Source organism: Ruegeria sp. AH3, from assembly GCF_056536265.1.
This window is the reverse complement of the sequence record NZ_JBQFJL010000001.1, coordinates 604032-627508: the sequence shown is the minus strand read 5'-3', so window position 1 is coordinate 627508 and position 23477 is coordinate 604032. Positions and strand designations below refer to the sequence as shown.

Genomic DNA, 23477 nt, shown 5'->3' with positions numbered 1-23477 from the left:
GCCATGCACGTCGTCTTCCGCGAAAGCCACGGGTTAGAGGAAACGGAAACCCCGACCGATCTGGGCCAAAGCCCGGCGGATTTGGTGGTGCTGTCCTTTTCCGACAGCGACCTCGGCGCTTTCGCGGCGGGATGGCACCGTGGAGGCGGACCCGACGGGCGGATGCCGACGATGCGGCTGGCCAATCTGACGGCGCTGAAACACCCTCTGTCCGTCGACACCTATGTCGAACAGACGTTGGAGGGGGCCAAGGGCATACTGATCCGTCTGATCGGTGGAGTGCCCTATTGGGCGTACGGCTTGCAGCAGGTTCTGGCGCTGGCGCAGGCCAAGGGCATTGCACTGGCCGTCCTGCCTGCGGATGGGCGCGAAGATACCCGGCTGGACGACTACTCCACCTTACCCGTCTCGACCCTGCGGCGGCTGGCGCATCTGTGCGACACCGGCGGTGAGGTCGCGGCACAGGCGGCCTTGGCGCAAATGGCACTGGCGGCAGGTCTTTATGCTGGGCCGGTGATGGGGGCCAAGACCTTGCCCGAGTGTGGCGCATGGTGCCCGGATCGCGGTGTGCTCCCGGCGGAAGAAGCGTTCACAGGTGACGCGAAACGCATCCTCGTCACCTTTTACCGCGCTTACCTGACCTCGGCGGATACCGCCCCGGTCGCAACCTTGATCCGCAGCCTGCGTGCCCGCGGATATGACGCTGTTGGTCTGTTCGCTCCATCTCTGAAAGCACCCGCTGCCGCCGACTGGCTGCGGGATCAGGTCGTTGCGTTAAGCCCATCCGCGATCATCAACGCCACTTCGTTCTCGGGCAAAGGCGCGTCGGGCACCTCTCCGCTCGATGCAGCGGGTGTGCCGGTATTTCAGGTCGCGCTGGCCACCTCGCGCCGCAAGGCGTGGGCCGAAGCCGAACGTGGGCTTTCGCCCGCCGACCTCGCCATGCATGTGGTTCTGCCTGAGGTAGACGGGCGTATCTCGGCAGGCATCGCCTCGTTTAAAGAACCGGGAAAGCGCGACCCGCACCTTGAGTATTCCCGTTTTGCCCACCGGGCTGAACCTGAACGGATCGAAGCAATCATTGATCGTGTGATTGGTTGGCTGAACCTCGACGATAAACCCAAGGCGGATCAAGTGCCCGCGCTGGTGCTGTCCACTTATCCCGGCAAGGATTGGCAAATGGCCCATGCGGTTGGGTTGGACGCGCTGGCCTCTGCCGAGGCGATGCTGTCCGACTTGCAGGCCGAGGGTTATGATACCGCGCCTGCCGAACCGATTGGCGAAACACTGTTGGAAGCTCGGATTTCGTGGCCGCTGACTGACTATCAAACCACGCTGGCGGACCTGCCCGACCAACTGCGCACCGATCTGCAAACCGTCTGGGGCAAGCCCGAGGACGACCCAACCTTCACCGATGGCGCGTTCCATTTCACTGCCCTGCGACGGGGCAAAGCTCTGATCGCGTTGCAACCGGAACGCGGCACGCCCGAACTGCGGGATGACGACTACCACGACCTGTCGCGCACCCCGCGTCACAGCTATGTCGCCTTCTACCTGTGGCTCCGTAAAGGATTGGGCGCGGATGCGCTGATCCATATCGGTGCGCATGGCACACTGGAATGGCTGCCGGGCAAATCGGTCGCCTTGTCCGCCGATTGCTGGCCCGAAGCGCTGATCCGCGATCTGCCGGTGATCTATCCCTTCATCGTCAACGACCCCGGCGAGGCCGCACAGGCAAAACGCCGGATCGGGGCCGTTACGCTGGGTCACATACCGCCACCCTTGAAGGAAAGCGGTACGCCCGATCGGATGGTGCGGCTGGAATCGCTGCTCGACGAATTCTCGAACGCCGACGGATTGGACCCCAAGCGCCGCGACCGGCTGCAGGAAAACATCCGGGACGAGGCGCAAGCCATCGGGCTTGAAAGCGATCTTGGCCTTGATCAGGCCACCTGCACCGCCGAGGCGATCACCCGCATCGACCGGTTTGTCTGCGATATCAAGGAAAGTCAGTTCGGCGACGGGTTGCATATCTTTGGCCGCGTGCCAGAGGTGACCGGCAATTTCGACCCCGCGCCCTCGGCCCATGCCGAACGCAGTGCCCTGATCGACGCACTGGCGGGTAAACGGATTGAGGCTGGCCCGTCTGGTTCCCCCTATCGCGGTCGCTCGGACGTGCTGCCAACCGGACGGAACCTGTACACCACTGATCCGCGTTCAGTACCGACGCGTGCGGCCTATACCCAAGGCGTCAAGCTGGCCGAAGAACTGGTGCGACGGCATTTGCAAGAAGAAGGCGATTATCCCAAGGGCCTAATCGTCGATCTGTGGGGCTCGGCCACCATGCGCACAGCGGGCGAGGAATTCGCCATGGCGTTGCACCTGCTGGGCGTCAAACCTGTCTGGGATAAGGGCTCAGAACGGGTATCGGGAATCGAGGTCTTGCCGATCACCGATCTCAGTCGTCCACGTCTGGATGTCACGCTACGGGTCTCCGGCTTGTTCCGCGATGTATTCCCGACCCTGTCAGCGCTCTATGGTCAGGCGGTACGAGCCCTTTCGACGCGCGATGAGGCGTCTGACTGGAACCCCTATGCCGGTCAGGAACTGGCGGCGCGCGTCTTTGGCCCTGCCCCGGGCAGCTATGGGTTGAACATGACCCATCTTTCCGAGACCTATACGGACGAAGCTCGCGTTCAGGCCGGCGAGGCGTGGCTCGAGGCCAGTTCTTTCGCGCTGGAGGGGGAACATATCGCCCAAGATAAGGACGGCATCTCGCAGCGCGTCGCCAATGCCGACAGCTTCGTCCATCTTCAGGACCTGACTGAAACCGATCTGCTGCTGGCCAGCGACTATGCCACGCATGAGGCAGGGTTTGCCGCCGCCAAGAAGATCTCCGGCGGAAGCGCGCAGCTTTATCATCTGGACAATACTAACCCGGACAACCCACGCGCCCGCACCTTGCCCGAGGAAATCAGCCGTGTCGTGCATGCCCGCGCGGCAAATCCGGGCTGGATCGCCGGAATGCAACGGCATGGGTTCCGGGGTGCAGCCGAAATTGCGGCAACTCTGGACCATATGGCCTCCTTTGCCCATCTGTCCGGCACGGTCGCACCTCATCTGTTCGATCTTTATCATGATGCGACGCTGGGGGACTCCGACGTAGATGCCTTCCTGCAAGAGGCCAACCCTCAGGCGCATCAGGCCATGCAGGACCGTTTCCGCGCTCTGCTGGAGGCTGGTCTTTGGAATACGCGCCGGAACTCGATCCGGGCCGATTTGGAGGGGTTATGATGAGCGCCCCAATCGTACAGGGCTGGTGCCCGGGCGCCCATCGACCGATGATGTCGGGTGATGGCTTGGTGGTCCGGGTCCGCCCCCGACTGGCACGTCTGGACGCCCAACAAGCGATGGGTCTGTGCACTCTGGCCGAGCGGTTCGGCAACGGCACCATAGACCTGACCAACCGAGCCAACCTTCAATTGCGCGGCGTTGCCGAAGCGGACCATCAGCCGTTGCTTGCGGAGCTTTCGGCGCTGAATCTTTTGGACGCGGAGCCCGGCATTGAGGTTCGGCGCAACATTCTGGTCTCGCCGCTCTATGAACCCCTCGACCTGACCGCACGTCTGACACAGGAGTTGATCGACCGACTGGCCGAGTTGCCCGCCTTGCCTGCCAAATTCGGCTTTGCCATCGACACCGGACCCGAGCGTCTGCTGGCGGCGAATTCAGCGGATATCAGGCTTGAAACCAGCCCTGATGGTCTGGTCCTACGCGCTGACGGGGCTGATACCGGACGTTGTGTGTCTGAAACCCAAGCCATCGATCAGTTGATCGCGTTGGCGAACTGGTTTGCAGAACATCACACACCCGAGACGCGACGCATGACGCGGGTTGTAGCTTCAATTGGTTTGCCCGACGACTGGCAAGGCACCTTGCCCGGTCCAGTTGGCACGCCGCTTCAACCCGGTGTCCGACCGCAAGGCACCATTTATGGCGCGACTTTCGGCCAACTGCCTGCGCGCGAACTCTGTGATTTGATCGAGAAGAGTGGCGCCTCTGCCCTTCGGGTCACGCCGTGGCGGCTGATCCTGCTGGAAGGCGGGGCAGCGATACCTGCTCCGGCATTTGTCACAAACGAAACCGACCCGCTAATGACCACTGACGCCTGCCCCGGCGCTCCATTCTGCCCGCAGGCCCAGGTGGAAACCCGCGGGATCGCACGCGCCCTAGCCGCGCGCATTCCCGGCAACCTGCACGTATCGGGCTGTGCCAAGGGTTGTGCCCGCATGAGTGCCGCCGATGTCACTTTGGTGGGCCGTGAGGGACGATTCGATCTTGTCAAACAAGGCCGCGCGGGGGATGAGCCCTGCCAGCGTGGCTTGACCGAAGAAACACTAATGAACATGGACTTCACCTGATGCCCTACACGTATGAAACCGATGGCGCGGCGATCTATAAGGAAAGCTTCGCCACCATCCGGTCCGAATCCGATCTGACTCGGTTCGACGCCGACGAGGAACAGGTCGCCGTTCGCATGATCCACGCCGCCGGTATGGTCGGTCTGGAAGAGTTCGTGCACTTCTCTCCCGGTTTCGTAACCGCAGCACGCGCCGCGCTGGAAAATGGCGCGCCGATCCTGTGTGACGCCCGCATGGTTAGCGAGGGCGTAACTCGCTTCCGCCTGCCTGCCGATAACGAGGTCATCTGCACCCTGCATGACGACCGTGTGCGCCCTCTGGCCGCCGAGATGAGCAACACCCGCTCAGCCGCCGCGCTGGAGCTTTGGCGTCCGCATCTGGAGGGCGCGCTGGTCGCCATCGGCAATGCGCCCACCGCGCTGTTCCATCTGCTGAATATGTTGGAAGACCCCGAATGCCCGCGCCCCGCCGCCATCATCGGTTGCCCGGTGGGCTTTGTCGGCGCCGTCGAATCCAAGGATGCCCTGTGGGAGGCACAGCCGGTCCCGTCCTGTATCGTCAAGGGACGTCTGGGCGGCAGCGCCATTACCGTGGCAGCCATCAACGCCATCGCGAGCCGCGCGGAATGAGCGGGGGCAAAATATATGGCGTGGGCCTCGGCCCCGGCGACCCGGACCTGATGAGCGTTCGGGCCGACCGCTTGCTGCGCAATGCACGCCACGTGGCTTTCTTTCGCAAACCGGGCCGCAGCGGTCAGGCGCGCAAGATCGTCAACGGGATGATCCCGGGAGATGCGGTCGAATTCCCGATGGAATACCCGGTCACAACCGAAATACCGGTGACCGATCCGCGCTATAATGAGCTTCTATCCGCCTTCTACAAAGACTGCGCAGCGCATCTGAAAGCACTGTCCGAGCAAGGAGAGGACGTTGTGGTCCTGTGTGAGGGAGATCCGTTTTTCTATGGATCTTTCATGCATCTTTACAGCCGCTTAAGAGACGATGCCGATGTAGAAGTCGTCCCTGCAATCACGGGCATGTCCGGCGCCTGGACAGCGACGGGCGACCCGATCACCTGGGGCGATGACGTTCTGACCGTGCTGGTTGGCACTCTGCCCGAGGAATCTCTGGCAGAACGCATGGGACAAACCGATGCGTTGGTGGTGATGAAGATCGGGCGCAATATCGACAAGGTGAAGCGTGCTCTGAAGACGGCCGGTCTGTATGACCGTGCCTGGATCGTTGAATTCGCCCAGATGCCAAACCAGACCGTGACGAAACTGTCCGAGGCCTGCGATAAGATCACCCCCTATTTCTCGATCATCATCGTTCATGGACAGGGACGGCGACCATGAGTGGTTGGGTCAAGATCGCAGGGCTTGGACCGGGCGACAAGGCCCTCGTGACCCCCGAAGTCACGGCGGCCTTGGCCGATGCGACCGATGTGGTCGGCTACATCCCCTACGTCGCCCGCGTGGCAGAACGCGAAGGGCTGACCCTGCACGCCAGCGATAACCGAGTCGAGATCGACCGATCTCAGCACGCGCTGCAAATGGCGGCCGAGGGCAAAAAGGTTGTGGTCGTCTCGTCCGGAGATCCCGGCGTATTTGCAATGGCTGCCGCGGTGTTTGAAGCGCTGGAGAACGGCCCTGCTGTATGGCGCGATATTCAGATCGACGTTCTGCCCGGAATTACTGCGATGTTGGCGGCCTCTGCACGGGCAGGCGCGCCGATGGGGCACGATTTTTGCGCCATCAACCTCAGTGACAACCTCAAACCATGGTCACTGATCGAAAAACGATTGCGGCTGGCCGCGCAGGCGGACTTTTCAATGGCGTTCTACAATCCACGCTCGAAGTCTCGACCAGAAGGCTTTGTGAAGACGCTGGAAATCCTGCGTGAGGAATGCGAACCCGAACGGCTGATCCTGTTTGCCCGTGCTGTATCGCGCGCGGATGAGGCGATCCGAATTTCCACACTGGCCGAGGCGACACCCGAAATGGCGGATATGCAGACCGTGGTCATCGTCGGCTCATCTCGCACGCGTTTGATCGAACGGAATGGCGCGCCCATCGTCTATACACCACGATTTACGCTCGATGAGGGTCAGGGATGAGTCAACCAGTCCAAAATCTGTGTGACATGGCTCAGTTCGATCCGCTGCGGCAGGGCCGGACGATCGATCATCAGCACCGGCAAGCCCAGCGCCCGCGCCGCGTCGAGCTTCGCGCGCGCGCCAGAGCCGCCAGCGTTCTTGGACACAACAAGCTGCGTGCCGTGATCTTGCATCAGTGCGCGGTCATCGGCCTCGGTGAAGGGCCCTCGGGCCACGATCACATCTGCATTCGGCAGCGGCAGGTCTTCGGGTTCATCCACCAGCCGCAGAAGGTAATGGTGCTGAGGTTTCGCCGCGAAGTCTTCAAGATGCATACGTCCAACTGCCAGAAACACGCGCTGTGGCACTCCGGAAAGCGCCTCAACCGCGGCGGCGATATCGGGCACATGATGCCATCTGTCACCGGGTTGCGGCACCCATGCCCCGCGCGTCAGAGCAGCAAGCGGAATTTGCGTCTCATTGCAGGCCGCGATCGCGTTCCGGCTCATCTGAGCGGCAAACGGATGAGTGGCATCCACGACGTGAGTAACGCCGTTTTCGCGGATATAACTGGCCAGCCCGTCAACCCCACCATACCCGCCAACACGGGTCGGCAACGGCTGAGGGCGAGGTTTCTCCACCCGTCCGGCGTAAGAATAGATCGCCGTAATCCCCTGTTCGGATACAGCTTTGGCCAGAGCGTTGGCCTCGGTCGTACCACCAAGAATCAGGAGGTTTGGCATGTCTGAATCTCCGTGGCTGACCGTTCTGGGCTTGGGCGAAGATGGGCTTGATGGCCTGTCGCCCGCAAGCCGTCAAGTGCTGGACCGGGCCGAAGTTATCATGGGCCCTCCCCGGCATCTTTCGCTGTTGCCCGAAACCGGCGCCCGACGGATCGAATGGCCTGTACCCTTCTCGGACGGTTTGCCATTGCTGCAGCAGGAACGCGGGCGCGCGACCGTGGTTCTGGCATCAGGCGATCCGTTCTGGTTCGGTGCGGGTTCGGTGATCGCACGCAATTTTGAGGCCGGGGAATGGATCGCTCTGCCCGGCCAGTCGACATTCTCGCTCGCCGCGGCGCGTCTGGGCTGGCCGCTGGAGAGCACGCAAACCTTTGGCCTGCACGCGGCCCCGCTGACCCGCCTGCGCCCGCATTTGTCGCCCGGCCTGCGCGCCATCATCCTGTTGCGCAATGGTGCGGCGGTTGCAGAATTGGCCCAGTATCTGACCGAGACACGCTTCGCGGATACCCGGCTGCACGTGATGGAGGCGTTGGGCGGCCCACGCGAACGCGCCCGGGCTGTATCATTGACCGAAGCGCTGCTGGGCACCTTCGATCACCCTGTCTGCGTTGCGCTCGAGGTCGCTGGCCAAGGCCGCGCCCTGCCCAAGGCAACAGGAAAACCAGACGAGATTTTCGAAACCGACGGCCAGATCACCAAACGCCCGATCCGTGCGCTGACCCTGTCTGCATTGGCCCCTCAAAGGGGCGAGCACTTGTGGGATATCGGTGGAGGCACCGGCTCAATCAGTATCGAGTGGCTGATGTGTGACCCGACCCTGACCGCGACGACGATCGAGCCGCGCGAAGATCGCGCCGAGCGCATCCGCCGCAACGCAGATATGCTGGGGCAGGATCGCCTGAACGTCGTGCATGGTGCCGCACCGGATGCGTTGACCGGCCTGCCGTTGCCTGATGTGGTCTTCATCGGCGGAGGCCTGAGCCCTGACCTGCTGATCTGGCTGCGTGATGCGCTGCCCGCTGGAACTCGGTTGGTCGCCAACGCGGTAACGCTGGAAAGCGAGGCACTGTTAGCTCGGTGGCATGAAGACTTGGGCGGAGAGCTTCTGCGCGTAGAGCTGGCGCATTCCGCCCCGCTGGGGCCGCGCCGCGGTTGGAAATCGGCCTATCCGGTGGTTCAATGGAGCGTGACGCTATGATCGTCGCTGGCCTGGGCTTCTCATCAAAAGCTACTGCTGACAGCCTGCGCACCGCCTATGAAGCGGCAGTGTCCGGGCAAATTGTCGAAGCGTTGGCGACAGTTGCCGACAAAGAGGGGCACCCGGCGCTGTCGGCTTTCGCCGAAGACCTCGCCCTGCCCCTGCATTTCGTTGCGGCTGCCGATCTGACCGGGCAACGCACTCTGACATGCTCGAACCGCAGCCGGGCCACCTATGGCACCGGCAGCGTCGCCGAAGCATCCGCCTTGGCCGCCGCCGGACCGGGCGCGCGACTGCTCTCACCTAGACAGATATCAGACGACCGGCTGGCCACCTGCGCCATCGCCATCGGAGGACAAACATGACCGTTCATTTCATCGGCGCCGGACCGGGCGCTGCCGACCTGCTGACCCTGCGCGGGCGCGATATCATCGCCTCGTGCCCTGTGTGCCTCTATGCGGGATCGCTGGTGCCCGAAGAAATCCTGAGCCATTGCCCCGAGGGCGCGAAGATCATCAACACTGCGCCGATGGATCTGGATCAGATCATGGCCGAGATCGAGGCCGCCCATAAGGCGGGTCAGGACGTAGCACGCCTGCATTCAGGTGATCTGTCAGTCTGGTCCGCGATGGGGGAACAAATTCGTCGCCTGAAAGAGATGGGGATTCCGGTCAGCGTAACACCCGGCGTGCCGTCCTTTGCAGCAGCAGCCGCCGCTTTAGGCACCGAACTGACTCTGCCCGGTTTGGCGCAATCGGTGGTTCTGACACGGACGCCCGGACGTGCATCCTCGATGCCCGAAGGCGAGACGCTGGAGAATTTCGCACGAACCGGAGCGACGCTGGCCATTCACTTGTCGATCGGCAATCTGGATCAAGTGGTCGCCGACCTGACTCCGGCCTACGGCGCCGATTGTCCCGTGGCCGTAGTCTACCGCGCCAGCTGGCCGGATGAGCGGATCATCCGTGCGACACTGAAAACGTTGAAAGAGGCGCTGGATGAAAGCATCTCGCGTACGGCGCTGATCATAGTTGGACCTGCGCTTGCGGGTGAAGGGTTCGACGAAAGCTGCCTCTATTCCAAAGACTACGACCGCCGCTATCGCCCGCAAAGCGCAGATAGCCCCTGGTCAAGCTGGAGCCATGGTGATGACTAACCCTCCCGGCGTTTTGATTTCCGCACCGTCTTCGGGCACCGGCAAAACCACGGTCATGCTGGGCCTGTTACGTGCACTGGCCGAGGATGGGCTTGCTGTGCAGCCTTTCAAAAGCGGACCGGATTACATCGATCCAGCTTTTCACCGGGCAGCTGCGGGGCGCGCCTCGTTCAATCTGGACAGCTGGGCGATGGGAGAACCGTTGCTGAATGCGATATCTATACAGGCCGAAGGGGCTGATATCGTCGTGGCCGAGGGGTCGATGGGGCTGTTTGACGGTGTCGCCAAACCCGGCGAGTTAGGTCATGGATCAAGCGCCGAGACCGCACAGCGGATGGGCTGGCCGGTCGTGCTGGTACTGGATGTGGGCGGTCAGGCTCAATCAGCTGCGGCCACGGCACTGGGCTTCAAGATGTACAATCCTGATCTGCCCTTTGCCGGCGTAATCCTGAACCGCTGCGCCAGCCCGCGCCACGAGCGCCTGACGCGACTGGGCATGGAGCGCGCAGGCCTGCCGGTTCTGGGCGTATTACCGAGGAGGGGTGATCTGACCCTGCCCGAGCGACATCTGGGCTTGATACAAGCGGTCGAACATCCTGATCTGGAAAGCGCGATCGTCGGGTATGCCGCGTTCCTGCGGGAGCATGTCGATCTTGAGGCGATCAAGCGGGCGGCTTCCTCAGGCCCAGCAAGGCCATCGTCAGCCGCGCTGCCGCGGCCCCCGGCACAGCGGATCGCACTGGCTCGAGACGCTGCATTTTCGTTTACCTACCCGCATTTGCTGGAAGGGTGGCGCACGGCAGGGGCTGAGATTTTACCATTTTCACCGCTGGCCGATGAGGCTCCGGCGAGGAACGCGGATCTGGTATGGTTACCCGGCGGGTATCCGGAATTGCATGCAGGCACTCTGGCTGCGGCCCAGACCTTCCAGAGCGGTTTGCGCAAGCATGCCGAGACCAAGCCTGTGCATGGTGAATGCGGAGGGTATATGGCTTTGGGTCAGGCCCTGATCGACAAGGACGGCGTGCAGCACGAGATGGCGGGCCTATTGGGGTTGGTGACCTCCTACCAAAAGCGCAAGTTCAATCTGGGTTATCGCAAGGCCGAATTACTTGCCCCGATGCCGGGCTTGCCAGCGGGAACCGCTCTTCGGGGGCACGAGTTCCACTATTCTTCGATCGTTGAACAGCCCGATGCCCCTCTGGCACGAGTGTTTGACGCAGAAGGCGCGGAAGGGCCTCAGACCGGGTCGGTCCGTGGCACTGTTACCGGCACATTCTTTCACCTGATCGCGGAGGCGTCGGCATGAGCGGGTTTGTGTCTTTCATCGGATCAGGCCCCGGTGACCCCGAACTGTTGACACTGAAGGCGGTCGATCGGATGCAAAAAGCCGATGCAGTGTTGTTTGACGACCTCAGCAGCGGCCCTATCCTGACCCACGTACGCGACAACGCCGATCTGGTGGGCGTCGGCAAACGCGCTGGACGCCCCTCGCCCAAGCAGGATCATGTCAGCCGGTTGCTGGTCGAATATGCACAGACCGGTCAGCATGTTGTGCGGTTGAAATCGGGTGACGGCGGTATGTTCGGGCGCCTTGAAGAAGAACTCATCGCTCTGCGCGAAGCCGGGATAGATTATGAGATCATTCCGGGCATCCCATCGGCCATCGCGGCGGCGGCAGCGGCAGGTATCCCGTTGACCCGGCGATTGACGGCGCGGCGAGTTCAGTTTGTCACCGGCCACGATGTCAGCGGCAAGCTTCCCACCGATCTGAACCTGCCCGCTTTGGCCGATGCCGGGGCGACGACCGTCGTGTTCATGGGCAAGCGCACCTTCCCGCTATTGGTCGAGGCATTACAATCGCATGGCCTGCCTCTGGACACACCTGCTCTCATGGCCGAGTCTGTCTCCACCCCCGAACAGAAGCTGCACCGATCAACCATCGGTACTTTGGCCGAGACGCTGCGTTCTGAAATTGGAACGGCTCCGGCGCTCATTCTGTATGGGCCGCTGGCGGAGTTCGAGGATGATTGAGTTGAGCCTGATCGGGATCGGCACCGGCAACCCGGATCATGTGACCTTTCAGGGAGCACAGGCGATTCAGACGGCGGATCTGATCCTGATCCCGCGCAAGGGTGAAAACAAGGCCGATCTGGCCGGGATACGCGAAGAGATCATCGCTCAGGTTACCGAAACCGCACCGCGTATCGCCTATTTCGACATCCCTAAGCGACGCTCGGATGACGGATATCTGCGCGGGGTGGACGAGTGGCATGATGCCATCGCATTGCGCTGGCATGAGGCAATGGGCGCGCACCCCGATGCATGCCGCGTGGCGCTGCTGATTTGGGGGGATCCCTCGCTTTACGACAGTTCGCTGCGCATTGCGGCGCGGTTGGAACCGCGACCAACGACAAAGGTGATCCCCGGCATCACCGCCCTGCAGGCGCTGACGGCGGCGCATGCAATACCGATCAATGAACTGGGCGCGCCTTACATAGTCACTACTGGGCGGCGCATCCGGGATGAGGGCTGGCCCAACACGGCTTCGACCGTCGCGGTGATGCTGGACGGAGAATGTTCGTTCCAGAGTCTTGAGATGGCCGATTTTGACATCTGGTGGGGGGCATATGTCGGCATGAAGGAGGAAATCTTGATCAAGGGTCCCCTGATCGAAGTGGCGCAGCAGATTATCGACACGCGCGCCCGCGCTCGTGAAGATCATGGTTGGATCATGGATATTTATTTGCTGAGAAAGCGTGCGGACTGAGCGGCAATCCTGGCGCGACCCACGAGATTGTGAGCCCGGTTTCATCGGTTTTCTGCCATCAGTCGTGGGATCACCGAAGGAGGGTCGGCACATGAAGGCATTCTGGATCGCATTTGCTCTGCTGGCCCTGCCTGCCTGGGCAGACATTACCGAGCCGCTCTCTGGCTGGGCTGTCTACCCCAGCGACAAAAGCTATGAGCAACTGGTCGAAGACACCAAAGCCGCCGTTAAGGAAAACGGGCTGATCGTGGTCACGCAGGCCGGTCCGACCAAAGCCGCAGCCGCGCGTGGCATCACCATTCCCGGCAATCGGGTGATCGGCGCGTTCAACAACGATTACGCGGTGCGGGTGCTTGAGACTTCTACCAACGCGATGATCGAAGCCCCCATTCGCTTCTATGTGACAGAAAACGAGGACGGGACTGCGACCTTGTCCTACAAAACACCCGGTTTCGTTTTTGCCCCCTATGTCTACGAGGGCGGCGAAACATTGCGCGAAATTGCTGCGGAGCTGGATACGAAGTTTCAGGCGGTTGCTGAAAGCGCCGTCAAATAGTCACAGTGGCGTGAACCTGCTTGCGTCTGGGTGAGTCCTCCGCAATCTGCAGCATAACACGATGATCGGAGCTTGATTGATGCAGGACCTGTCCCCCCGCGCCGCGGATCTATTGGCACAACGCCTCTATGAGGCCGGATGCCGCCACGCTTTCGGCATGCCCGGCGGCGAGGTGCTGACACTGGTCGATGCGCTGGAACAGGCAGGGATCACCTTTCACCTAGCCAAACACGAAAATTCCGCCGGTTTCATGGCCGAGGCCGTGCACCACCGCGATGGCGCGCCTGCGATCCTGGTGGCGACATTGGGTCCTGGAGCGATGAACGGGATCAACGTGGTCGCGAACGCCTTGCAGGACCGGGTACCGATGATCGTATTGACCGGCTGCGTCGATGCGGACGAGGCGCTGACCTATACGCATCAAGTGATGGATCACGCGCAGGTCTATCGCTCGATCACCAAAGGCACCTTCATGCTGACCGCCGAAGGAGCTGACATCATCGCTGACAAAGCCGTTTCGCTGGCCAATCAACCACGCCCCGGCCCGGTGCATATCGACGTTCCGATCTCGGTGGCCGATATCCGCGTGTCGAACGTGAAACGCCGTCGTCTCGTCAAGGTCGCCCCCGTCGCCCCCGAGGGTGAATGTCTGGAAAAGGCCCGCCGCTGGGTGGCACAGGCCGAACGGCCCCTCGCGATTATCGGTCTGGATGTTCTCTATGACGACTCGCGTTGCGTCGTGCGGGCGTTTCTGGAGCATTTCGGCATTCCGTTCGTCACCACCTACAAGGCCAAGGGGGTGGTACCCGAAGATCATGCTTTGTGTCTGGGCGGCGCGGGTTTGTCCCCGTTAGCCGACAAGCATCTGGTCCCGCTGGTTGAACAGGCCGATCTGATATTGTGTCTGGGCTATGACCCAATCGAAATGCGCCCCGGCTGGCGCGAGATTTGGGACCCCGAGGACAAGCGGGTTATCGATATCTCGGCGGTGGTGAATGACCACTATATGCATCAGGCCGGATTGCATCTCGTGGCGGACACGGGCGCAACGCTTGAGGCCATCGCCAAGGGCAACCCTGCCCGCAAGACGTGGCCGAATGGAGAGCCAGAACAGGTCAAAGCTGCGTTGGCACAGGCTTTTCCCTCGGATGAAGATTGGGGGCCAGCGGCCATCATTGCTGAAACGCGTGCCGCGCTGCCGCCCGAGACGCTGGCCACTGCAGACAGTGGCGCGCACCGTATTCTGCTCAGCCAGATGTGGGAATGCGCGGAAGAACGTGGCCTGATCCAGTCTTCGGCGCTGTGCACTATGGGCTGCGCCGTACCGATGGCAATCGGTCTGAAACTGGCCGAGCCGGACCGTCCGGTGATCAGTTTCTCAGGCGATGCCGGGTTCCTCATGGTCGCCGGAGAGCTGTCGACCGCCGCCGAGATGGGCGGCAACCCGATCTTTCTAGTCTTTGTCGATGCAAGCCTCGCTCTGATCGAGTTGAAGCAACGTCAAAGGCAGATGGGCAATCGTGGTGTTGATTTCGACCGTCACGACTTTGCCGCCATGGGCCGGGCCTTTGGTGGGTACGGCCATACCGTGCGCAACCGTTCCGAGTTGCGTTCCGCGCTGGAGGATGCTGTAAAAGCGGACAAATTTACCGTGATTGCAGCAGAGATCGAGCGTGGAGGATATGATGGCCGCATCTGAGGGACCGCTGAAGGGCGTCAAGGTTCTGGATCTGTCACGCATTCTTGCCGGACCGACCTGCACGCAGTTGCTGGGCGATCTGGGTGCAACAGTCATCAAGATCGAAAACCCTGCCACCGGCGGTGATGACACACGGCAGTGGGGCCCTCCCTATGTCGAAGATGCCAAGGGCAACCGATCCGACCTGAGCGCCTATTTCATGTCTTCCAATCGCAATAAGAAATCTGTTGCACTGGACATTGCCAGCCCCGAAGGTCAGGCGGAAATCCGGCGCTTGGCAGCGCATGCGGACATCCTGATCGAGAACTTCAAACCAGGCGGTTTGGCGAAATACGGCCTGGATTATGCCACCCTGTCGCAAGAGTTTCCCAACCTCGTCTATTGCTCGATCTCAGGATATGGGCAGACCGGCCCGAATGCATCGAAGCCCGGCTATGACCTGATGGCGCAAGGCTATGGTGGGATCATGTCGCTGACGGGTGATCCTGAAGGTGCCCCGATGAAAGTTGGCGTGGGTATCGCCGATGTCATGTGCGGAATGTATGCCTGTGTGGGTATCCTCGCCGCTCTGCGCCATCGCGACCTGACCGGTGAAGGTCAGCAGATCGATCTGGCGCTTGTAGATGCTCAGATCGCGTGGTTGATCAATGAGGGCGTGAACTATCTGACCTCGGGTGACGTGCCCCAGCGGCGCGGCAACGGGCATCCGAATATCGTGCCATATGAGGTCTATCAGACCGCCGATGGACACGTGATTCTGGCGGTCGGAAATGACAGTCAGTTCAGAAGATTTTGCAGTTTCATCGAAAAGACCGACCTTGCCGACGATCCCCGCTTTGCCACCAACCCCGCACGTCTGGAACACCGCGACGCCCTGAATGCCGTCCTGCGCCCTGCCATGCGGGGGCTGGAGACCAATACCGTCATTGCCGGGCTTGAGGCGTTGAAAGTTCCGGTTGGGCCGGTGCAGACATTGGATCAGGTCTTTGACACTGAACAGGTCGCCGCGCGCCGAATGCAGATTTCGATGCAGGCCGACCCCGGAGAAGTCAAACTGATCGGGAATCCGCTCAACCTGTCGCGCACGCCTGTAACATATCGCAGTGCGCCGCCGGTATGCGGGGCCGATACAGATGCGGTTCTGAGCGCCAAAAACCCCTTTGAAGATTGAAACACTGTGCCTAATTCGGCGGCAAGTTGCTGAAACATGCCGTTGAATCGGCGGTTTTTTTCGCGTTTTACACACACGGGTTTTCACCAATTCGAGAGCATGGTCGATACTGTTACGACCCGCTTGCACACTCTGCTAAGTCGTAAAGTGTACAAATCGAAACCAGATTGGACCCGAGTATGAAACAAGACGTTTTTGGACAGATGAACACCCTGAGCCAGCCCGCCAGTGTCGAGGCATGGAATGGTGTTCTGCTCGGGTTCATGGCGCATGCGGCTGTCACCCCCCAGCACTTGGGCAAAGTGCTGGAACTTGAGCCGGATTTTGCGCTGGGTCATGCGGTCAAGGGTCTGTTCATGGTTCTGCTGGGTCGGCGCGAGATGATCGCCGTTGCAGCCGAAGCGCTGAACGCGGCCAATGCGGCGATGGAACGTCAGCCAGTCTCAGCCCGCGAACGGCTCTATGTTGAAGCCTTGGCGCTATACATGGCCGACCTGCCCTCGCAGGCAGTACAAAAGTTCGAAGAGATTCTGCGGGCGCACCCCACGGATACTCTGGCTATGAAACTCAGCCACGCGACCCGTTTTGTTCTGGGCGATGCGAAAGGCATGCGCCGGTCGATCGAGCGCATCATGCCAGCTTACGAACCTGATCATGCAGGCCGTGGTTATCTGCTGGGATGCCATTCTTTTGCGCTTGAGGAAACCGGCGCTTATGAAAAGGCCGAGATCGCTGGCCGTCAGGCTCTGTGGATGGTGTCAGATGATGCCTGGGGTCTGCACGCCGTGGCGCATGTTCATGAAATGACAGGCAACGCACAGCTGGGGCTCGACTGGCTTGCGGGGCGCGAGGATGCCTGGGCGCATTGCAACAACTTCCGCTACCACGTCTGGTGGCACAAGGCGCTGATGCATCTGGATTTGGGTCAGGTCGATCAGGTGATGGAACTTTACGATCACCATATTCGCCAGGACAAAACGGACGATTACCGTGATATCTCGAACGCAACCTCGCTGCTTTCACGGATGGAGCTTGAGGGCATTGATGTCGGCAACCGTTGGGAAGAACTGGCCGACCTCAGCGCCGCCCGTACCGAAGACGGGTGCCTGATCTTCGCCGATCTGCACTACTTGCTGGCGCTGACCGGGGACAATCGTTCGGATGCGACTGGCAAGATGTTGCAGCGTATCCAGAAGGACGCCCAGCGCAATCAGGGTGACACTCCGATCCGCATGTCCGATCCGGGCATCGCTGCCGCCAAGGGGCTTGAGGCCTTCGGCGACGGTTTGTACGGTCAAGCCTTTGATTTCTTGTCGAATGCCCGCGCCGGGATGCAACTGGCGGGTGGCAGCCACGCCCAACGTGATGTATTCGAGCGCATCACAATTGATTCCGGCCTGCGCGCGGGCCGTCTGGATGAGGTCGAGCACATCCTGGACGATCGCCGCGCCAAGCGCGCCGGGGGAGAGGACAACTATGCACTCGCCCGCCGTGCACTGATCGAGGCCGCACGCGACAGCGACGACGCACAAAGCGTCCCAGCCGAATAACAACAAGAAAAGACCAAGAAGGACAGAACTGTATGGCGACTGCTTCGCCCGCTTCTGATTTTGCTCCGGTGGCGTCTCAGACCGCTGCCCCTGCCCGCACGCGCGATCCGCGACTGGATTTCTATCGTGGTATCGCGATGTTCATCATCCTGATTGCCCACATTCCCAACGACCCGTGGGCCAAGTGGATCCCCGCCCGGTTCGGGTTCTCGGACGCAACCGAGATCTTTGTTTTTTGCTCGGGCATGGCCTCGGCCATTGCCTTTGGCGGGGCATTCATGCGCAAGGGCTGGTGGATGGGCACCGCCCGCGTGACCTTCCGCATCTGGCAGGTTTATTGGGCGCATATCTGCCTGTTCTTCTTCGTCGCAATGACGATGGCAGCCCTGAATCAGAGTGGGTTGTTCGAGAAGAACTATATCTCCTCTCTGAACCTGCAGCATTTCTTCAATGATCCTGCATCGCAGATGGTCGGGCTGTTTACCCTAACCTACGTGCCGAACTACTTCGACATTCTGCCGATGTATCTGGTGGTTCTGGCGATGATGCCCCTGTTCATGGGATTGCACCGGATCGGGTTCTGGGCGGTGGCTGTGGCCTCGGTCGCGATCTGGTTCATCGCGCAATTCGACTACCTCGACCTTCCAGCCGAGCCGTGGTCCGAGCGGCAATGGTTCTTCAACCCGTTCGGCTGGCAATTGCTGTTCTTCACCGGCTTTGCCTTCATGCGGGGCTGGATTCCCGCGCCGCCGGTGTCAAAAACCCTGATCTGGGCGGCGGCACTGTTCCTGATCTTCTCGATGCCGTTCGGCTCGTGGAAGGTGTTCACATGGATCAATGCAGCAGCACCTGATCTGGCTGACGAAATCCGCAAGGTCTGGCCTGTGACGAAGGAATTCCGTGACAAGACCGACTTTGGCCTGTTCCGTTATATGCACTTCCTGTCACTGGCCTATCTGGGCTGGGTTGTCGCCGGAGAACACGGCCACCGCCTGATCGCAACCGGCCAAGGTGCCGCCGCTAAGGTCTGGCAATTCCTGCTGATGGTCATCACCAAAGTGGGCCAGCAATCGCTCGCGGTTTTCGTATTTTCCATGGCGGCAGCACGGCTTATCGGCGTCGGACTGGACCTGAGTGGGCGGGATGTTGCCAGTGTCTTTGTCGCTAACATGATTGGCTTTGCCATGATCATCGGCGTGGCCTATCTGGCCGCGTGGTTTAAGTCTCATCCCTGGAAATCGAAGAAATGAATTTTACACGTCGCGCATTTCTTGCTTCATCAACGGCATTGGCTTTCGCCCCTGCCGCATACGCAACGGGCGGAGAGACCCCATTCAGCCGTGATGATGTCATCGCCATGGCCCGCGATCTGGCCAGCCGTGACTATGCCGAGCGTGAGATGGTTCCGCAGGAATGGCAGGACCTGACCTATCAGCAATACCGTTCGATCCGATTCCGGCTGGATCGCGCGCTGTGGTACCAGACCGAGACCCCCTTCAACGTCGATTTCTTCACCCCGGGCCTGTACTTCCCGCGCACCGTCAAGGTTTCAACTGTTGAAGACGGCATGACCAAGCCGGTCGCCTTCGATCTGGCGATGTTTGACAAATCCGAAGACGTGCCGCAGCTGCCCATCGACGACACGCTGGGCTTTTCGGGCCTGCGCCTGCGCACCGAAATGCACCGGCCCGGCAAGACCGACGAATTCTGCGTCTGGCAGGGTGCCAGCTATTTCCGCGCCATCGGCCTGCACGAGGTCTATGGCCTGTCCGCCCGTGGACTGGCGCTGAAAACCGGCGATCCGGATGGCGAGGAGTTCCCTGAATTCATCCGGTTCTGGCTTGAACGTCCAAAACCCGGCCAGCGCGACATGGTTGTGCACGCCCTGATGGACAGCCCCAGTGTCACCGGGGCCTATCGCTTCAATGTCACTGCCGGGGCCGATTGCGTCATGGAAGTCGAAGCGACGCTTTTCCCGCGCACCGAGCTGCCTCACGTGGGCATCGCGCCCGGCACCTCGATGTTCCTGTTCGATCAGACCAACCACAGCCGGTTTGACGACTTCCGCCCCGCCGTCCACGACAGCGACGGGTTGTTGATCCGTAACGGCGCCGGAGAAGTCCTGTGGCGACCGCTGGCCAACCCGACGCGCCTGCAAATCTCGTCCTTCGTGGATATGAACCCGCGCGGCTTTGGCCTGATGCAGCGTAAGCGCGAATTCTCGGATTACGCTGACCTTGAGGCCAATTATCACAAGCGCCCCGGCCTGTGGGTCGAGCCGAATGGCGATTGGGGCAAAGGTACTGTCACGCTGGTGGAAATCCCCGCGGATCAGGAGATTTATGACAACATCGTCGCCTATTGGCGTCCGATGGAGCCCTACGCGGCAGGCAGCCAGATCGACCTGTCCTATCGCCTGATCTGGGGTGAGGAACCCCAGCGCACGCCAATGCCGCGCGTGATCAATACTGCAATGGGTGACAATACATTTGGCGAGGGTCGCCTGGCCGTGATCGATTTCGAAGACAGCGAGCTGTTCGACGACCCCGAGGCCATCACCGTGTTCGTGGACTCGCCCCATGCCGAGACCTCAGACGGCGTTCTACAGCGAAACCCGGACACTGGCGGTCTGCGGCTGGCGTTTTCGTTCGAACCAGGCGAACGCAACCACGTCGAACTGCGCGCGCAATTGCTGAAAGACAAACAGCCGGCCTCCGAGGTCTGGCTCTACCGTTGGACCACATGAGTCGCGATCTTCATATCATGCCGCCTGAGGCTCCTCTGGCGATGCCTGCGCAGAACTTTGCGCGGGGCTTCCGTGATGCGCAGGTGCCTGCGGGAGGGCAGAAACCCTCTGCCGGGTTCTGGCGTGCGCTCGCATTTTCGCCGGCCATGGCGGCGACGCTGGGTTTGCTCTGGGTCATGTCCGATTGGTTCAGCGCCGAGGGGATCAATCTGGTCGAAGCAATCCTGCTGACCCTGATCTCGTTCAACTTCTTCTGGATCTCTTTCACCGTCTGCACTGTGCTGCTGGGCATGGTCTCGCTGTCCCGGCAAGAGCAGCCAAAGCGTGAGGGCCGCCCCCAACCACTGCGCGTGGCGCTTTTGACGCCCGTCTATAACGAGGTGCCGTGGAACGTGCTGGGCAACGCTCGTACGATGCTGGAAGACCTGCAAAAGCGTGGCGGTCAGCACCACTATGCCATGTTCATCCTGTCCGACACGCGCGATCCCGAGATTGCGGCGCAGGAGCAGGCCAGTGTCGAGGCGCTGCGGACCACGCTTGCACCGGGGTTGGAGCTCTATTACCGCCGCCGCCCCCAGAATACGGATAGGAAGGTCGGCAATATCGCAGATTGGGTCAGCCGCTGGGGTGCGGACTGGGATGCGATGCTGGTGCTGGACGCTGACAGCCTGATGACTGGTCGCGCAATTGCCCGCTTGACCGATGCGCTGGCGCGTGATCCGGGCGCAGGTTTGATCCAGAGCTATCCGCAACTGATCGGCGCGCAATCGGTCTTTGCCCGGATGCAGCAGTTTGCTAACGGCGTCTATGGCATTGCATTCGCCGAAGGGCTTGCACGCTGGTGCGGGCAAGAGGGCAATTATTGGGGGCACAACGCCATCATTCGCACCTGTGCGTTTGCCTCAAGCGCGGGTCTGCCAAAGCTGCGGTCGTTCAATGGCCAGGACAAGCTGATCATGAGCCACGATTTCGTCGAGGCCGGTCTGCTGCGTCGTGCCGGTTGGGCCGTGCGCTTTCTGCCACGCATTCGCGGTTCATATGAAGAAACTCCGCCCACCCTCATCGACCACGCCATGCGGGATCGTCGCTGGTGTCAGGGTAACCTGCAGCACCTGAAGCTATTGGGCTCGACCGGGTTCCGTGCGGTGTCGCGGTTCCATATGTTCCACGGTGCGGTCGGTTATCTGATGTCCCCGCTCTGGTTTGCTCTGCTGGTGATGTGGGCGCTGATCGGTCAGGGAAAAGAAGCCTCGGTCCTGCACTACTTCAGCCCGGACAATCCACTGTTCCCGCAATGGCCCGAGATGTCCGAGACGCGACACGTACTTATCATTCTGGTGATGTACGCCATGCTGCTGGCCCCCAAGGTGCTGGGCGTGGCTGCCCTGCCCCTCAGCGGTGTGCGCTATTCGGATTTCGGCGGCACGCGGAAGTTCTTCACCTCGTTCCTGTCCGAAGTCGTCCTGTCCATCCTCTATGCTCCGATCTTGATGGTGCAGCAGATGATCGCAGTGTTCCGCACCGCCTTAGGCATTCAAAAGGGCTGGTCCCCGCAGGCACGCGACGGCGGCAGCTACGGGCTGCGCACGCTGGTGCTGTGCCACACGCTGGAAACTGTCAGCGGCATTGCGCTGAGCGTGGGTATCCTCGCCGGTCTGGTCTCGGTTTGGCTGGCCCCCATAGCGATCAGCCTGGCGTTGGCGATCCCGCTATCAGCGCTTAGCGGCGTATCGGCAGGCGCTGCGCGCCGCATGGTCGGGATGCGTGAAGACGTCAGTGAGCCTGCCATCACACGCTCGGCACGGCGCTATCGCGATGAGTTGAAGCGCTTGATCGAGGGTAAAGGCATCGTCACCCCGGCGGAATAATTAGCTGCCGGGCAATCCTTCGTACCAATCCACCATCATGTCAGCCCAACCCTTGGGCACCGCATGCCCGCCGGGAAACAGCGCGATTTCCAGCGCGCTGCCTTCGGCGCATCCCATCCAGTTCCGACGCATGAACTGGCCCGTGGTCGAAAACCCACTGGGCTTAGTGTCGACACAGCCATTGGCAATGCGCCAGATTTCCAGCCCGGCGAAGATGTCGCCTTGATGAAAGCGGCCACCACCCAGAAGGCGACCTTCCAATGGAACCACATTGTCCGTCCAGCCATGGGTGTGGAACATCCGAACGGGCCCTTCGCAGGCTTCAGGATGCGGACGCCAGAAGCCGCCTGAAACAGGCACATAGGCCGAAAAGGTCTCGGGTGCTTCGCAGGCAAGATAGTTCACCATAAAGGCACCGGCCGAAAATCCGCCCAGAACCACACGATCACTGTCGATGCCAAATCGTTCGGCTGCATCCTCGACCGCTTCGCTGAGAAACGCGGTCTCATCACGATCGCCGAAACCCGGATAGAAGTTCCAGCTTTTGGTGCCACCGCGGTCAGGCCGCTCCAGACCTTCGGGTGCCATCACCGCATAACCGCGGTCGAGCAACGGATCGACCATGCCACGGTTTTTCATGGTACCTGCACCACTGCCGCCATATCCATGCAGGAACACCAGCAGTGGCGGGTTTTCAGCCGCAGGCAGTTCAATGTGATACACGCCCGAGGCGGTTTCACATGTTCCCTCGACCAGACCGCATGCCGCGAAAGCAGATTGCCCAGCTACCGCCAAACAGAGAGACATCCAGTACTGCGTTTTCATCACGTCCCCTCAGAGAAAGCTTCAACCGGCAATCCGGCGCGCACCCAACCCGGCCCGGCGGCAGAGCCAAGCATCCCCTCGGGCACATCAATGACATTGGTAAATCCCGCCTCGGTCAGCCGATTGCTCAGCCGCGCGGATCGGACACCACGAGCGCAGATCAAAGCAACAGGAGCCGAGACGTCGCCACCCGTCAGTTCCATCAACGCCGATACAAAATCTTCACGACGCATATCGAGTGGCCGCGCGCCTTCCCCAATACCCGTTGATCGCCATTCGCGTGGGGTGCGAATATCGACTAGCAGCACCTCACCTGACACAGCTTTCTGATGGGCCTGCGCCACTTGCAACTGCCCGCCCACGTAATCCTGCGGGATCAGGAGGTATTCACGTATCACGAATCCCGAGGCGATCGCAGCGCTTCCGCCCAGCAAAACCCACCTTCGGGTTCGGTTCTTCACGTCTGCCATGCAGCATCCTCCTGAACTTTCTGCCTGTTTCTATCATACCGAAAATGGCGACGCTCTCGGCAAATCGGGCTACCAGATCAAGTTCGCGTCATTGTTAAGCACGCAATTCAAATCCAGAATGTATCTTTAGAGCCTTTCGAAACCTTGCATTTTCCATGCAGCCAATAAATTATCCTTAGCAATTCAGTCATATCGACCGCCAAGACCGGA

At 60.9% G+C, this 23477-nt stretch carries 21 protein-coding genes; 18 read left to right on the top strand and 3 right to left on the bottom strand.

Translation table 11 applies throughout. The features are described 5' to 3' along the window. Positions 1–3: 3 nt before the first annotated feature. From cobN to cobJ, 5 genes are read left to right on the top strand one after another with little or no spacing between them, the layout of a single operon-like run. Positions 4–3294, top strand: a complete 3291-nt coding sequence (gene cobN, locus ACR3EM_RS03030) for a cobaltochelatase subunit CobN (RefSeq protein WP_480469341.1) — start codon at positions 4–6, stop codon at positions 3292–3294. Then, the gene (gene cobG / locus ACR3EM_RS03025) at positions 3294–4421 is read left to right on the top strand and encodes a precorrin-3B synthase (RefSeq protein ID WP_480469340.1); all 1128 of its coding nucleotides are present in this window, start codon (positions 3294–3296) and stop codon (positions 4419–4421) included. The genes cobN and cobG overlap by 1 nt, the downstream gene beginning before the upstream one ends. Further along, on the top strand, positions 4421–5050 hold the full coding sequence (locus ACR3EM_RS03020; RefSeq protein WP_480469339.1) for a precorrin-8X methylmutase: 630 nt from the start codon (positions 4421–4423) through the stop codon (positions 5048–5050). The genes cobG and ACR3EM_RS03020 overlap by 1 nt, the downstream gene beginning before the upstream one ends. Then, complete coding sequence (locus ACR3EM_RS03015; RefSeq protein WP_480469338.1) at positions 5047–5775, top strand: precorrin-2 C(20)-methyltransferase; 729 nt, start codon at positions 5047–5049, stop codon at positions 5773–5775. Before ACR3EM_RS03020 ends, ACR3EM_RS03015 begins: the two co-directional genes overlap by 4 nt. After that, positions 5772–6536, top strand: a complete 765-nt coding sequence (cobJ, locus tag ACR3EM_RS03010; RefSeq protein WP_480469337.1) for a precorrin-3B C(17)-methyltransferase — start codon at positions 5772–5774, stop codon at positions 6534–6536. The genes ACR3EM_RS03015 and cobJ overlap by 4 nt, the downstream gene beginning before the upstream one ends. On the opposite strand, the gene ACR3EM_RS03005 is transcribed toward cobJ, so the two are convergent. Further along, positions 6527–7258 carry a cobalt-precorrin-6A reductase gene (locus ACR3EM_RS03005; protein WP_480469336.1) on the bottom strand — a complete coding sequence of 244 codons (732 nt, stop codon included), beginning with the start codon at positions 7256–7258 and terminating at the stop codon, positions 6527–6529. The genes cobJ and ACR3EM_RS03005 overlap by 10 nt on opposite strands. Between ACR3EM_RS03005 and cbiE the strand changes: the two genes are divergently transcribed. The 13 genes from cbiE to mdoH all read left to right on the top strand — a co-directional run bounded on the left by cbiE (position 7257) and on the right by mdoH (position 21972). Next, the gene (cbiE, locus tag ACR3EM_RS03000; RefSeq protein WP_480469335.1) at positions 7257–8456 is read left to right on the top strand and encodes a precorrin-6y C5,15-methyltransferase (decarboxylating) subunit CbiE; all 1200 of its coding nucleotides are present in this window, start codon (positions 7257–7259) and stop codon (positions 8454–8456) included. The genes ACR3EM_RS03005 and cbiE overlap by 2 nt on opposite strands. Continuing rightward, complete coding sequence (locus ACR3EM_RS02995) at positions 8453–8821, top strand: cobalamin biosynthesis protein (protein ID WP_480471886.1); 369 nt, start codon at positions 8453–8455, stop codon at positions 8819–8821. The genes cbiE and ACR3EM_RS02995 overlap by 4 nt, the downstream gene beginning before the upstream one ends. After that, entirely contained in the window at positions 8818–9612 is a 795-nt protein-coding gene (gene cobM, locus ACR3EM_RS02990) for a precorrin-4 C(11)-methyltransferase (RefSeq protein WP_480469334.1), read from the top strand. The genes ACR3EM_RS02995 and cobM overlap by 4 nt, the downstream gene beginning before the upstream one ends. Beyond that, complete coding sequence (locus ACR3EM_RS02985) at positions 9599–10921, top strand: cobyrinic acid a,c-diamide synthase CobB (RefSeq protein ID WP_480469333.1); 1323 nt, start codon at positions 9599–9601, stop codon at positions 10919–10921. The genes cobM and ACR3EM_RS02985 overlap by 14 nt, the downstream gene beginning before the upstream one ends. Then, positions 10918–11646, top strand: a complete 729-nt coding sequence (gene cobA / locus ACR3EM_RS02980; protein WP_480469332.1) for a uroporphyrinogen-III C-methyltransferase — start codon at positions 10918–10920, stop codon at positions 11644–11646. Before ACR3EM_RS02985 ends, cobA begins: the two co-directional genes overlap by 4 nt. After that, positions 11639–12382, top strand: a complete 744-nt coding sequence (cobF, locus tag ACR3EM_RS02975; RefSeq protein ID WP_480469331.1) for a precorrin-6A synthase (deacetylating) — start codon at positions 11639–11641, stop codon at positions 12380–12382. Before cobA ends, cobF begins: the two co-directional genes overlap by 8 nt. A 91-nt stretch (positions 12383–12473) precedes the next feature. After that, on the top strand, positions 12474–12938 hold the full coding sequence (locus ACR3EM_RS02970; RefSeq protein ID WP_480469330.1) for a DUF302 domain-containing protein: 465 nt from the start codon (positions 12474–12476) through the stop codon (positions 12936–12938). Positions 12939–13017: 79 nt separating this feature from the next. Further along, positions 13018–14637, top strand: coding sequence for a thiamine pyrophosphate-binding protein (locus tag ACR3EM_RS02965; protein ID WP_480469329.1), 1620 nt, complete (start codon positions 13018–13020; stop codon positions 14635–14637). After that, positions 14624–15808, top strand: a complete 1185-nt coding sequence (locus ACR3EM_RS02960) for a CaiB/BaiF CoA transferase family protein (protein ID WP_480469328.1) — start codon at positions 14624–14626, stop codon at positions 15806–15808. Before ACR3EM_RS02965 ends, ACR3EM_RS02960 begins: the two co-directional genes overlap by 14 nt. Before the next feature lie 179 nt (positions 15809–15987). Next, positions 15988–17358 (top strand): tetratricopeptide repeat protein, encoded by a 1371-nt coding sequence (locus ACR3EM_RS02955; protein ID WP_480469327.1) that lies wholly within the window; start codon positions 15988–15990, stop codon positions 17356–17358. A gap of 32 nt (positions 17359–17390) precedes the next feature. Continuing rightward, a complete protein-coding gene (locus ACR3EM_RS02950) occupies positions 17391–18608 on the top strand; it encodes an OpgC family protein (protein WP_480469326.1) in 1218 nt (405 codons plus the stop codon). Beyond that, entirely contained in the window at positions 18605–20104 is a 1500-nt protein-coding gene (locus ACR3EM_RS02945; RefSeq protein ID WP_480469325.1) for an OpgD/OpgG family glucan biosynthesis protein, read from the top strand. Before ACR3EM_RS02950 ends, ACR3EM_RS02945 begins: the two co-directional genes overlap by 4 nt. Next, positions 20101–21972: a glucans biosynthesis glucosyltransferase MdoH gene (gene mdoH / locus ACR3EM_RS02940; protein ID WP_480469324.1), complete on the top strand. Its 1872-nt coding sequence runs from the start codon at positions 20101–20103 to the stop codon at positions 21970–21972. Before ACR3EM_RS02945 ends, mdoH begins: the two co-directional genes overlap by 4 nt. Here the strand turns inward: mdoH and ACR3EM_RS02935 are convergent, their stop codons facing one another. Both ACR3EM_RS02935 and ACR3EM_RS02930 read right to left on the bottom strand, forming a co-directional pair. Continuing rightward, a complete protein-coding gene (locus ACR3EM_RS02935; protein ID WP_480469323.1) occupies positions 21973–22797 on the bottom strand; it encodes a CE1 family esterase in 825 nt (274 codons plus the stop codon). Then, the gene (locus ACR3EM_RS02930) at positions 22797–23267 is read right to left on the bottom strand and encodes a rhodanese-like domain-containing protein (RefSeq protein ID WP_480469322.1); all 471 of its coding nucleotides are present in this window, start codon (positions 23265–23267) and stop codon (positions 22797–22799) included. Before ACR3EM_RS02930 ends, ACR3EM_RS02935 begins: the two co-directional genes overlap by 1 nt. Positions 23268–23477 lie beyond the last annotated feature (210 nt).